The sequence below is a fragment of the uncultured Aquimarina sp. genome, assembly GCF_947492965.1.
GTDB lineage: Bacteria > Bacteroidota > Bacteroidia > Flavobacteriales > Flavobacteriaceae > Aquimarina.
Genome location: NZ_CANLOZ010000001.1, coordinates 469,328 through 482,668, shown reverse-complemented (window position 1 = coordinate 482,668; position 13,341 = coordinate 469,328). Strand labels below are relative to the sequence as shown.

Below are 13,341 nucleotides of genomic sequence, written 5' to 3'. Positions count from 1 at the left end.
GAAAATAGGAAAAGGATTGGATAATCATATCCAATCCTTTTTACAAATAGTTAGATAGTTAGTTACACTATTGTTTAATAAACTTTAAAGTATTTTGATTTTTTCCATCTCTGATCACCATGAAATAAACTCCTGAAGGAATACTAGAAATATCTATCGAAGAATTATTATCCGATTCCGAAATTTCTATAGCAGAAATCACTTTTCTACCAGTCATATCATATACAGATACCTTTCCTTGAGTTAATCCTGCTACATTTACTAGATTATTTGCAGGATTTGGATATACCTTAAATTGGGCCTTATCAAATTCTCCAACAGACAATTGACAATCTGACAATACTACATCAGGCCCAGTACCCGTCGGTTTTGTATATGCTTTAGAAAGAACAAACTTATCGATTTCTGTTCCATCTTCTCTCATAGACAATGAGATTGTATGTACTCCCGCACTAGGAACATCAATATAAATAAGTTGCTCTTCACCACAGTGATTTGCATTTGTTCGTTGTTTACTTTCCCAAGTCCATTGATTTTTACCAGCACACCATTGCATACGTTGTCCAGAAGCTGGCCAAGTACCATTGATCCCTACATGTAACCCATTATCTTCAGAACCTGTAGAATACAAACGTACCCACACAAAATATTTTCCTGGAGAATTGAACTTCACATTATAGTCTAAAACCCCCACTACTCCAGGTGTATTAGAAAAGCTTTCCCCATTAACCAATGGATCATCATGAGTTACTCTGGTATCAGGTAAAATTTCTAAGTATCCACCACCACTGGCAGAAGCATGATGACTAGGATCTGGATCTGGAGTTGGTGTAGAAACCGTTCCATCTTGGAAATACCATTGTCTTTTTTCTGTCTTTGTTTGGTTTACGAAGTCTTCTGCTTCTATTGCTACCACACCATTCTCTTCTGTAGGCACACATGAAGAACCATCTCCGTCTCCTCCACCATCTCCATCACCACCATCATTACAGTCAATTAAGGATACAATGATTTTTGGAGCCACAGCTCCTTCTTTAGAATGAAACGAAACATCATTAGAACCTGTATGTTTTAGTATTAATGAAATTGTTTCTCCTTGTGAAACATCAGATAAGGTCCATTCATATGATTGCCCAGCAGAAAATGCACCATTAATAGAGCCTATTTTATCACCTTCTGATGGCTTATTAGCATCGGATAAGTTTCCTTCTGTCCAATTGTTAGCGTTTCCTTTATAAACATCTATAGTACCCTGACCAGGATCATCGTTTACTGTTAATCTCAGTTTAATAGCACTCACTGCATCTTCTGTTGATGGTACATCAAACTGTAAATACGAAACCCTATTTCCTTGCTCCACTCTGAGTTCATCCGTATTAAATCTAGTAGTTCCTTGTAAATAGGCATCTTGTGTTGCTATACTTTCTAAATCATCACAGGTTGGCTCTCCGTCTGATTCACCTTTTATCAAAGCTACCCAATCATTAGTATCTGGGGCAGATAAAGAATTGGTAACCTCTTGTGGAGAAGTCAATGCTCCTCCTGACCTTGGATTAAACCATTGTACCTGCCAAGTTCCTGAAGGTAAACTAATATTAGTTGATCCACCATCTGGAAGATACACCACATATACCTCATTTGGTTTTGCTAGTACATAATCGTCAGCAGAGGTAAGACCATCAGAAGACACCATATCCACTAAATAAGAATCTAAATACGTTTCAAAAAAGTGCAATGCATAACTAGCGTGTGTATATTTTACATCTCTGGACCTATGATCCTGAGCTGTTAAATCTGTTTCTCCTGTTTGGTAACCGTAGTAATACTCTACTCCTGTACCACCAGCCATAAATGTTCCCCAAAGTACTTGATCACGAACCAATTTATCTTCAGTACCATCCTGATCTACTCCTATATTTGCGCTTCCTTGTTCATCATTAGCAACTACCCATTTCTTTCCAGCATTTCTAGATTTCTCAAGCCACCTTCTTACATCATTATGCACATTGTTTTTTCCTGTTTGAATAGACGCTCCAGTAAGTTCAGAATTAGCACCCAATAAAGGATCATATCTTTGGTCCTGCTGATTTGGATATGTATGCAACACAATATGATGGTCATAAGGATCTACATCTTTAATATAAGATGCAATACTTTTCACCACATTATCTGGAATTGTTGTTTCTTCTGTAATATTCCAGTTTAATGCTAAATGATGTCCGAATCTCGCTATCAGTTCTCTATAATACAATTTTCTTTCTCTACCATTGGTATTATTATCCATCATATTATCGTTCTCCGTCTCCATGGTTTTAAAATGCATAAACACACCTTTTTTATCCGCATATTCAAAGATCTTTTCCCATTGAGCCATTTTTGAAACATCAAAACGATCCTTATGTACACCTTGATTCCATTGCTGACTATCATTATATCCATTATATACACTTTCGGTAACCTTCAGTAAATGGGGGAATACATTTTCATCGTCTCCATGTAGGCTAAGCGTTAAAAAAGAAAACGCATTCAACCCTTTGGTAGAAAGATAATTAACCACTCCTAATAGTTCAGACCCTTTTCCTCCATCCCAAGTATATGCTGAAGCATCAGATGCGACATAATCTTGTTGGTGGGGATTCCAATTTTTTCGTCGGTTTCCTCGGTTTGGTGTATTATCAAAATCTTCGTAAGCCAAGGTATTCTCTGGAGCATCCGCACCTGCCTTAACAAACCAGTTACCGTTAGGGTTTTCTGGATCTGTACCAGAATGTCTTAAGTAGTGTTCTCCTACGTATTGCAATCTCCCTTTATCCATGGCTCTATGATCACGTCCTGTTTTATCAGATTCTGTGATATTAAAAGAACCAGTATCTCCATCCATAAATCCAGCTGAAGCTCCTCCAGTTGTAATTGCAATATCATCTCCAGTTTTAAAAGAAGCTGTCCAGTTCCATGTACCTGTTTTTCCAGGTGCAAAATGAACTTTCCAGATCGCTCCAGAATCACAACTAGATTCTGCTGGATCTTCACATCCGGCATAATAGCCAGGAACTGTGTAAGAAGAAGAACCATTCGTAAATGTAACATCCAGACGATAATCTGAGAATGGATTTGGATTTGCGGTCTCAGAGGTGTTTGGGCCTGTAAATGAAAGAGTAACTTTATGCCATCTTTTTAATTCGCCTTGAGGATTTTGGGCACTAATTGTAAAAGAAAAGAATGCAAATAGTGCAAATAGTTTTAGTCGAGTTGAAGTGATCATTGTGTGGTTAATTTTGTTGATTGTTATATTCGGGTTTATTATTGAAAATCAAGGATTAAAAAACAGACGCATCCCCGAAGACCATAATCTATTGATAACGAAACTATTGAATGAAAATTACCGAAAATCTATGACGAATAGTATTAGTAGTAATTAGAGTAGTATTCGTTATCATCTAGAAAGAATTCGAAAATGAAATTCCTATAAAAATCTACTAAAAAGGAAACCCTACCATGGATAATTCATATTTCAGCACATTCCTGATTAAGAATACAGGATATAGAATCAACATTCTTCTTGTATAGAATTTCTAAATTTTATATTTTTACATAAGTACTTATATAATTACTTATTAATTAATGAGAGATTCTTTACAAGAGTTTGGAGAATTAGGATTGGGGTCAAGATTTAAACGTCTTAGTGACTATTTGATGAAAGAAACTCAAATTGTTTATAATACGCTTCAAATACAATTCGATCCTTACCTATTTCCTATATTCAAGATTATTGCTGATCAAAACATAGTAACCACTTCAGAAATTCAGGAGCAACTACATTACACGCAACCTGCGATTACACAAGGCTTACAAAAACTATCAAAAAAAGGTTTGATACGATATAAAACAGACACCAAGGATAAACGTAAAAAACTATATCAATTATCCTCTAAAGGAAAAAAAACACATGATCAACTAGTTCCTGTTTGGCAAACTATAGACAAGCAAGTCAAATGGGTTACTGAAGGTTCATCGACTAGCTTAACACGCCACTTAACCTATATGGAGAATCAGTTTAAAGAAAAATCTCTTAGCAAACGTATATTAGAAAACATTAGACAACAACCATAAACGCCATGAAAGAAGTTACAATTATCCCATTTGACCCGAAGTATGCCAAAGATTTCGCTGATCTTAATGTCGCTTGGTTAGAAAAATACTTTGTTGTAGAACCTCACGATGTGGAACTTTTAGAAAAATGCGAAGAAACTATTATCAATAATGGAGGCCATATATTCTTTGCTAAAGTTGGCTCTGAAATTGCGGGAACCTTTTCATTAATCAAAAGTCAGGAAGGTATCTATGAGTTAGGAAAAATGGCAGTTTCTCCAGAGTTTCAAGGACAAAAAATAGGACAGCAACTCTTAACTTTTTGCATTGACTTTGCCAAAAAACAGCACTGGACCAAACTTATACTTTACTCCAATACAAAGCTTGAAAACGCCATCTACATCTATAAAAAATATGGTTTTACAGAAATTGAACTTGAGAAAGATTCACCATATTTACGAAGTAACATCAAAATGGAGCTTGTACTATAAAAACAAAGCCCACCCAGCTAACACACATGCCAGGTGGACTTTCACACTTACAATAAATATGCTTATTTAATTGTAATCATTTATGGCTACTTTATAATTATTACCATAGTTATTATCCCAGTATTCATTCCCATTTACTTTATAGACAACAGCGTACTCAACTTCATTAATTGAAGGATCTAATGCAGCATATCCTTGCCATCTTTCTATACCAAAATTATTCGGACTTTGCACTGTAAACAAAGGACCATTAGACCAAAACTGGCGATATGTTAGGGGTAAATACTCTTGTGTTTGCCAATTATCTGATGTATACACTACGCCCACTTCCTTATCTGGAGCTAAGTTCCGAACATCTACTGTAATATTGAAGGAGTTCGTATTACCATTTGGAAAATATGATAAGCTAGTATAATTAGTATCTACATTGACATTAAGTTCCGGATCTGCGAAGAACCAGCCTTCCATTCTAGACATAGCATAATTAGCACCATTATTATTGTCCCAATATACTGTTCCATTTACTTCATATCGAACTACAAACTCATCTGCGTATATTCTATCAATTGCAAATCCACCATGTGTATAGGTTGCAGTCCATAATTCTTTTTGTCCATCTTCAATACTTTGATCATAAGCTAATGGAATCTCATCCCAGCTACCATCAACTCTCTGGTGGTAAATGCTAACATTCTTTGCATACGCTAGATTTTCAACTTCCACCGTAAAGTTTCTTGTATACGACTGAAATCCTCTGTAAGAACTGTAAACCGTCCAAGCTTTTACTAATTGTACAGGATCTAAATTTTTTGCTGAAACTTCTGATGAATTTATTGAAGCTTCTGAGTTTTCCATAAAATCATCTTGACTACAAGAGAGTACTACAAGACTGATTAATAGATAAAGGTACTTTTTCATTTTAAATGATTTGTTGGTTATTATTGGTTAATACGTGATTTTACTTAGGGTATAGTTATTTCCGTAGTTATTATCCCAGTATTCTTCGCCATTGACCTTATACACTACTGCAAACTCAATGGAATCTACTTCATCTGGGACTCTGATTAGGGTATCATAAATATCAACATCGTGCTGATTCGGACTCATAATATAATGTGCATATCCTACTCTAAAATATCGTTGATAAGACATCTGTACAGTATTTTTTGTTGCCCAGTCATCTGTAGTATACACTACTTCTACTATGGCATTAGCACCATAATTTCGTCTCGCGTTTACATTGATAGCAAACGAAGTTCCAGCCCATCTAGTAAAGCTATCATTTACCTCTACATCTACATCTGTAGATAAAAAGCCTCCTACATTGACCAACATGCTATAGTTCTTGCCACTATTATTATCCCAATGCGTTTCACCATCTACAGTATATTTTACCACAAAGTCTGTACTATAGATTTCGTTATCAGGTGTTACCTCTCCTACCCAAATTTCTTCGTTATTACCAATGTTTTGATCATACGTTAATGGAATATCGACCCAACCACCATTATTGGTTTCATGGTGTATAGCTACTTCTTTCTGGTAAGCTAAATTTTTAACCTTTACCTTAAATTTACGTTGGTAGTTGATCTGAACAGGACTACTCCTATTTGCGGTCCATGCGCTTATGAGTTTCACATTTTCCGAACTGTTTTTTGAAGATAGTTCGATTGACATTTCTGAGTCTAAGGTTTCTATATCTGATGCACAGGAATACAAACCAAAGATTACACTAAGTACTAGATAAATTTTTCTCATGATTGCGGTTATTAGTTTTTGTTTAACATTGTGAGTTAGCAAAAGTTACTTTTCGAAAAGTTTAGTTCTTAGCTGTTCTAGCTACTATGAAGTAAAAAAAGAAAAGGCCGCTTGGCAATTTGAAAGTTAATTTTTAACAATTTATTTAACGAAAAACGTTTTCGCTAAAATTAAAAATTAACATTTTTTTAAATCCATTTTTTTGACATTATCAAGTCGCTCTATTTTCCCTGTTATTTACTAGAAGATTGACAATTCTATCGAAAAACTTTCGTGCTTGTTTTCGCAAAAATTTAGTAGAAAAATCCCCAAATATTATCGATTACGAAAACAAAACACCTCTTTTAGCTAGACAATCGTTAATGATTTAATAAACTCGTACTACAAGTTCGTACAGTTTTTCTTACAATAAGATGATAATGGATAGAAATCTAATACAGATGCTTGGTAGATTACCGTACTTAGAAACATTGCCCTAAATCTCTTCCTCCCTAATCAGCGGACAGGCTTTCAAAGAGGAACTTTATTAACTCCTCTCCCTTTGAAGGAGAGGTTGGGAGAGGATACAATAAATCAACCGTTATTCCACTTTTTTTAAAAGGGGTGTTTACCCCTTTTGCGTAAAACCCAATCTAACATCAAATTTTTCAAAACGCCTGTAATTCAACAATTTCAGTGATGAAAACACTTATTATGGGTATTCTGAATTTTTTAAAACTATTTAAAATGGTATTTTTAGAACTGAAAACTTAACAAAAACTTAAGTTTTTTAACTAACTAACATTTTGGCCGTTGCCAAGATCACACAAATACTTATTAAACCTATCAAAAAATGAAACTACAAACTAACCTTATCAAACAGTATCTAATGATTGCATGTGCCTGCCTTTTATTAGGATCATGCAATAAATCCAATGAAGCCACAAATTGCGCTGAATTAGAAACTTATAAAAAAAAGATCGAAACCTATGAAAAAGAAATTGCAGCATTGAAATCTCAATTGGGCAGTATCGATGACAAACGAAAACCCGAAAATATCATCCAATCCGGTTTTGCTAAAGAGATCTTCCACTTATATGATCAGCGAGAAGAATTAATCAACGAAGTAGTAGGACAAGATGGAGAAGGAAATGAATTTAAAGCTACTCGATCTTTGTTTTATGATATCGATGAATTACAGAAGTATATCCGCTATGTAAGAGTACAATCACGTAGAGCAAAAGTAAAGCCATCTGGATTTAGATTTTATTTTGCCTTATATCCAGATAACTATTTAAGAGACAAAGAAGATAAAAGATACGCAAAAAGACAGACCTTTTTTATAGCACCAACACAAGAAGTAAAAGATGCTGCCGGTAATATAGAACATCTGGGATATACTTTAGACAATAACTTTAAAGTCGAGTTATTAAGAGATAAAATAGGCCTGGATAGTAGAATCGACAAGAATGGAAATATCCAAAAAGCAGGATTTTTTAATCTTAATTTAAGTGCCTTTGAAGAAGAAAATAGTTTAATCGCAAATGAATTAGGAGCCTCACCTCCAAATCCAGCTCATTAAAAGGAGTTAAAAATAGAATGAATTATGTTGATATATACAAGACTCTAAGAGATTCCGGAATAATATTAGAAATAGTAACTGCCTTAATTGCGGTTGTTTTTTATCAAAAATACAAAACCACCAGATTGAAGTACATATTATTTCTTCTCTTGTATATTGCGATTAATGAAGTAATAGGAAGCTATATAAGAGAAAAAATAACTAATTATAACGCTCTTTTGTACAACATATATAACGTAATATATTTTATTTATTTATTCCTACTTTACAGGAAATACGTAATTAAGCTTAAATACAAAAAATATATTTCAATTTTTATAATTTGTTATTTGATATCTTTTGTTTTTAATGGTTTTAGAGAAAACTATTTTATAGAATTCCAGAGCTTTCCATACATATTGGCATCGTCTTTTATAATTTTATCAATAATATTCTATTTTATTGAAATATTAAACTCTGAAAGAGTTTTAAACATAAAGAAGAACCTACTTTTTTGGATAAGCGTAGGACTTCTCTTGTACCACGTAGGTATTATTCCTTTTCGAATTGTGAGAAATTATTATTCTAGTGCTACAGAATTATCAATATTATTTATGATTAACGTAATCCTAACTATTTTGATGAACATCTGTTTTATTATAGGATTTATATGGAGCGACAAGAAACAGCCATATTAATAGCAAGTTTAATACTTGTAGGTATAATTATACTGATGATTTTTTTGTTCTTGATATTTCAAAAACGAAAAAACAGCCTACTGCTACAACAAAAAGAAGCTGAAAAGAAATTTGAAAGAGCTATTGCCGAAACACAAATAGAAATACGTGAAGAAACCTTGCGCAATATCAGCTGGGAATTGCATGATAATATTGGTCAGTTATTAACGCTTGCCAAAATACAGGTAGATGTTGCCAAAGAAGATCCAGAAAAGTTACCAGAGGTTACGGATACCATTACTAAGAGTTTAACGGAGCTTAGAGCTTTATCAAAACTCATTAATCCTGATGCGATTAAGAGTTTAAGTCTTACAGAAGCTATCGCGCTGGAAGTAGAACGTTTTAATCGTTTACAGTTTATAGAAGCTACGCTAAGCAGTAATACAGAAGTCCGTACCTTAGATGACAAAGCAGAGGTAATTATTTTTAGGATATTGCAAGAGTTTTTTAGCAATACCATCAAACATTCTAAGGCTTCTACATTAAGTGTAAATGTAAAATATAGCAATGAGAAGCTGGTGATTCATGCTAAGGATGATGGAGTTGGGTTTGACATGAACGATATTAGAAATAAAAAGCAAGTAGGTATTGGTTTATGTAATATGCAAAACAGAGCTAAATTGATCAATGCAGAAGTAAGTTTGGATGCCGCCAAAGGAAAAGGAACAGCGATTACACTAACCTATCATTATAAAAAACTGGAACAAGAAGAGGAAGAGGATTTATATTAGTTTGTCACATTGTGCTTCCTCCAAAGGCAGAAGGATGTCGAAGTGTTTTCAACGGCATATGAACTATAAAAACATCCATCCCAAACCCTTCCTTCAAAGGAATGGCTTAAAGTCTCCCTTCGAAGGGAGATTTAGAGGGATGTAATTTATCCTTATAAGATCAAAATAAACAAGCGCATAAAAGCACTATACACAAAACATCAAAAAAATGAAATACTCAGTAGTTATTGTAGAAGATCATATCCTATTATCGCAGGCACTGGCAGGATTGGTGAATGGGTTTTCTAAGTTTAAAATATTATACCTGTGTAAAAACGGAAGAGAATTACTTACGCGATTTAAAGATCCTAAAAACATACCGGATATTGTATTAATGGATATTAATATGCCCATTATGAATGGTATCGAAACTACTATTGCTCTTAAAGAAGAATATCCGCAAGTAAATGTATTAGCTCTTTCGGTAGAAGAAGATGAAAAAACCATTCTTAAAATGCTAAGAGCAGGTGCCAAAGGGTATTTACTAAAAGACACAGAGAAAAGCATCTTAGAAAATGCATTAATAGAAGTACAGGAAACCGGGTTTTACCATACCAAAGATGTGACCAATTTATTATTAGGCTCTCTAAATCCTAAGAAAGAAAACAAAGTAGTACTTAAGGATCGCGAGATGGAATTTATTAAACATGCCTGCACCGAAAAAACGTATAAAGAAATTGCGAGCGATATGTGCTTGAGCCCTAAAACAATCGAAGGATATAGAGATTCTATATTCGAAAAACTACATCTTAAAAACCGAACAGGGTTGGTAATTTATGCGATTAAGAATAAAATTTTCATTCCTTGATCAGTATTTATTTGGCTTTTTTTTAACTAAAAAAAGCGTCTATCAATGTGTAATAAATCTATTTTGGCGCGTTTATTGATTAGTTGCATAAAATAGTTTTAAAATTTATGCTTTTAAAACTATTTGAATGAGACCCCATACTACATATGGGATTGGTTCAACTATATTTTTTTAATTCTTTGTTTTCAACAAATTTTAAAAAAAGTTTCACTAAACTAACCATCGAATACCTACAAAAATACGCTGTATTTTGTTTATTTTTGTGAGTATAAGAACATTGATATTTTTATGCTTAAGCAACAACTAAATTTTAAACTCTCTCAAAAACTTTCTCCACAGCAGATTCAATTAATGAAGTTAATACAACTTCCTACCCAAGCTTTTGAACAACGTCTAAAGCAAGAAATGGAAGAGAATCCTGCACTAGATAGTGGAAAAGAAAAATTGGATGAGTACGAAGATGCTTATAGTAATGAAGGCAGTGTAGATGATGATTATGGTACTGAAAAAATAGAAACCGAAATCAATGTAGATGAATATCTTAGTGATGATGAAATACCTAGTTATCGCTTAAGTTCTAATAATTACAGCTCTGATGATGAAGAAAAAAATGTTCCGTATGCTTCGGGAACTTCTTTTCATCAACATCTTGTAAATCAATTAAACACTTATCGATTCGAGCCAGAAGAAAGAGAGATTGCAGAATTTCTTGTGGGTAGTATTGATGAAAGTGGTTATATACGAAGATCTCTAACAGACATACTGGATGATCTTGCATTTACGCAAAATGTATATACCACAGAAGAAAAAATTGAAAGCATCCTCAAAACAGTTCACCAACTGGATCCAGCAGGTGTTGGAGCTAGAAATCTTCAAGAATGTTTATTAATCCAATTAAACAGAAAAGAAACTACGCTTCCTATAAAATTAGCCACACAGATTTTAGAAAAGTCTTTTGATCACTTTAGCAAGAAACATTATGAAAAACTACTTGCTAAGTTTGATATTACAGAAGATCTGTTGAAAGAAGCAATTGAAGAGATCGAAGGATTAAACCCAAAACCAGGCGGAGCTTATGCAGGAAACAACAAGCTAATAGAACACGTAGTTCCTGACTTTACCATAAGAATTGTTGATGGAGAACTGGAACTTACCCTAAATGGCCGAAACGCTCCAGAATTGCACGTTTCTAGAGAGTACAATAATATGCTTCAGGGCTATAAAGCCAGTAAACAAAAATCTAAATCTCAAAAAGATGCAGTATTATTTATAAAACAAAAATTAGATGCTGCCAAATGGTTTATAGAAGCTGTTAAACAAAGACAACAAACACTTTTTTTAACGATGAGTGCAATAATGCACTATCAGGAAAGTTATTTTTTAAGTGGAGACGAGCGTAGTCTAAAACCGATGATCCTAAAAGATATTGCTGATGAGATTGATATGGATGTAAGTACTGTGTCCAGAGTGGCTAACAGCAAATATGTAGACACTCCTTACGGAACTAAACTGATCAAAGAATTCTTTTCTGAATCTATGACCAATGATCAAGGTGAGGAAGTATCCACAAGAGAGATTAAAAAAATACTGGAAATAACCATAGGAGAAGAGGATAAGAAAAAACCTCTTACAGATGAAAAGTTAGCTAAAATCCTTAAAGAAAAAGGATATCCTATAGCCAGAAGAACGGTAGCTAAATATAGGGAACAATTAGATATTCCTGTAGCCAGGCTGCGAAAGAAGATTTAATGAATTTTTTACTAAAAAGCATTTCATACATTTTTCACCCGTTACTGATGCCAATTGCTGGCGCGGTAATTTATTTTGTTACTGCTCCAAGATTTATTCCTGAAAACATAGTACAAGCCAAAATTTTTGGATTAGTAGTCGTTACTATCTTGATTCCTATTGTCCTTTACTTTTTTCTAAAAACTATGGGTATTGTTTCTTCTATCCATTTAGAAGATGCAAAACAAAGAAAAATCCCTCTTCTTCTGCAATCATTAATATTACTTCTAGTAATTAAAATGATTATAGATGTATATAATTATCCAGAATTATATTTTTTCTTTCTTGGAGTCTTATTATCCTCACTAAGCGCCATATTTATTGTCTTTTTTGATATTAAAGCAAGTTTACATATGCTTGGATCGGGTGCAGTTACCATGTTTACCATTGCCTTAAGCATTCACTTTGAGATCAATCTTATATTATTAATTGCAGCAATGATATTTGCCAATGGTCTTGTAGCTACTTCCAGATTACACGAAAAAGCGCATACAAATTTAGAATTGACATTAGGATTTCTGATTGGAGTAATACCCCAACTTACTTTATTGAATTTCTGGTTATAATATGTAGAACATCAGGCCTATTTTAGCAGCATTTAAACCAACTCTTTCATTTCCTATTCTAGCATCTCCGTTGAACAAAGGATTAAGACTATAATAAAAATGAAAATTAAAGGTATTCCAACCAAATGTAAAGGTAGCTCCTACCCGCCAGCGATCTAACTCATCAATTTTGGTCTGTCTTACTTGGTTCCCAGGTTGTTCAAACTTAGCATCGAAGTAGTACAAATAACCAATTCGAAGTCCTGTATAAATTCTCCAAAACTTATGTGTATTAGGAACCGATGTGCGCCACCTAAATTCCAAAGGCGCCTCTACCAAATGTGTGATAAATTTATTCTTGTCAAAATCTACTCCATCAAGGTTACTAAAAATACTTTGTCCTGTCTCTATATCCTCTCCTATGAAAAGATTCTGTCCATAGGTATTAATTGAATATCCCAAACCTAGACCTATAGCGACATTTCGCCTTTTATTAATGGGCATATCTCTAGTATACCCGAGATGCAGTCCTCCAGAAAATCCAGATTGACTTATATCCGAAGGTGTGTTCCAAAGTAAATTAAACGTAAAACCTGCATAAAATTGATCTTCTCTGTAGAGCGAATCTAAGGCTGTTTTTTTTGCATTATCTACCTGAGTTTCACTTTGACTAAAACAAGACATTATAGCAAACATAACACCTATTAAAGTCAGTAATAATTTTATAGTTTTTGAATTTTTCAATATCCCTCCCATACAATTCACTAAAATAATTCTATTTCTTTAGAAAAGATAACGTTTTAGAAAAAGAATAA

11 protein-coding genes are annotated in these 13,341 nt (G+C 33.7%); 7 read left to right on the top strand and 4 right to left on the bottom strand.

From position 1 onward, the window contains the following. Positions 1-67: 67 nt before the first annotated feature. Positions 68-3,262 carry a DUF5060 domain-containing protein gene (locus Q1B37_RS02035; RefSeq protein WP_299894870.1) on the bottom strand — a complete coding sequence of 1,065 codons (3,195 nt, stop codon included), beginning with the start codon at positions 3,260-3,262 and terminating at the stop codon, positions 68-70. A gap of 359 nt (positions 3,263-3,621) precedes the next feature. On the opposite strand from Q1B37_RS02035, the gene Q1B37_RS02030 reads away from it, so the two are divergent. Together Q1B37_RS02030 and Q1B37_RS02025 are read left to right on the top strand one after the other, a co-directional pair. Further along, positions 3,622-4,110, top strand: a complete 489-nt coding sequence (locus tag Q1B37_RS02030; protein ID WP_299603660.1) for a MarR family transcriptional regulator — start codon at positions 3,622-3,624, stop codon at positions 4,108-4,110. Between the two features lie 5 nt (positions 4,111-4,115). Then, positions 4,116-4,580 carry a GNAT family N-acetyltransferase gene (locus Q1B37_RS02025; protein WP_299894867.1) on the top strand — a complete coding sequence of 155 codons (465 nt, stop codon included), beginning with the start codon at positions 4,116-4,118 and terminating at the stop codon, positions 4,578-4,580. A gap of 66 nt (positions 4,581-4,646) precedes the next feature. On the opposite strand, the gene Q1B37_RS02020 is transcribed toward Q1B37_RS02025, so the two are convergent. Both Q1B37_RS02020 and Q1B37_RS02015 read right to left on the bottom strand, forming a co-directional pair. Further along, positions 4,647-5,498, bottom strand: coding sequence for a carbohydrate-binding protein (locus Q1B37_RS02020; RefSeq protein WP_299894864.1), 852 nt, complete (start codon positions 5,496-5,498; stop codon positions 4,647-4,649). 27 nt (positions 5,499-5,525) lie between these two features. Continuing rightward, positions 5,526-6,338: a carbohydrate-binding protein gene (locus Q1B37_RS02015; RefSeq protein ID WP_299894862.1), complete on the bottom strand. Its 813-nt coding sequence runs from the start codon at positions 6,336-6,338 to the stop codon at positions 5,526-5,528. 832 nt (positions 6,339-7,170) lie between these two features. Between Q1B37_RS02015 and Q1B37_RS02010 the strand changes: the two genes are divergently transcribed. From Q1B37_RS02010 to Q1B37_RS01990, 5 genes are all read left to right on the top strand, one after another. Then, entirely contained in the window at positions 7,171-7,899 is a 729-nt protein-coding gene (locus tag Q1B37_RS02010; protein ID WP_299894859.1) for a hypothetical protein, read from the top strand. Between the two features lie 649 nt (positions 7,900-8,548). Continuing rightward, positions 8,549-9,346 (top strand): ATP-binding protein, encoded by a 798-nt coding sequence (locus Q1B37_RS02005; protein ID WP_299894856.1) that lies wholly within the window; start codon positions 8,549-8,551, stop codon positions 9,344-9,346. Between the two features lie 208 nt (positions 9,347-9,554). After that, positions 9,555-10,193 carry a response regulator transcription factor gene (locus Q1B37_RS02000; RefSeq protein WP_299603672.1) on the top strand — a complete coding sequence of 213 codons (639 nt, stop codon included), beginning with the start codon at positions 9,555-9,557 and terminating at the stop codon, positions 10,191-10,193. Positions 10,194-10,481: 288 nt separating this feature from the next. Further along, positions 10,482-11,942 (top strand): RNA polymerase factor sigma-54, encoded by a 1,461-nt coding sequence (rpoN, locus tag Q1B37_RS01995; RefSeq protein ID WP_299894853.1) that lies wholly within the window; start codon positions 10,482-10,484, stop codon positions 11,940-11,942. After that, positions 11,942-12,547, top strand: coding sequence for a hypothetical protein (locus Q1B37_RS01990; protein WP_299603675.1), 606 nt, complete (start codon positions 11,942-11,944; stop codon positions 12,545-12,547). Before rpoN ends, Q1B37_RS01990 begins: the two co-directional genes overlap by 1 nt. Here the strand turns inward: Q1B37_RS01990 and Q1B37_RS01985 are convergent. Then, positions 12,542-13,270, bottom strand: coding sequence for a porin family protein (locus tag Q1B37_RS01985; protein WP_299894850.1), 729 nt, complete (start codon positions 13,268-13,270; stop codon positions 12,542-12,544). The two genes, Q1B37_RS01990 and Q1B37_RS01985, sit on opposite strands and share 6 nt — an antisense overlap. Positions 13,271-13,341: the final 71 nt, after the last annotated feature.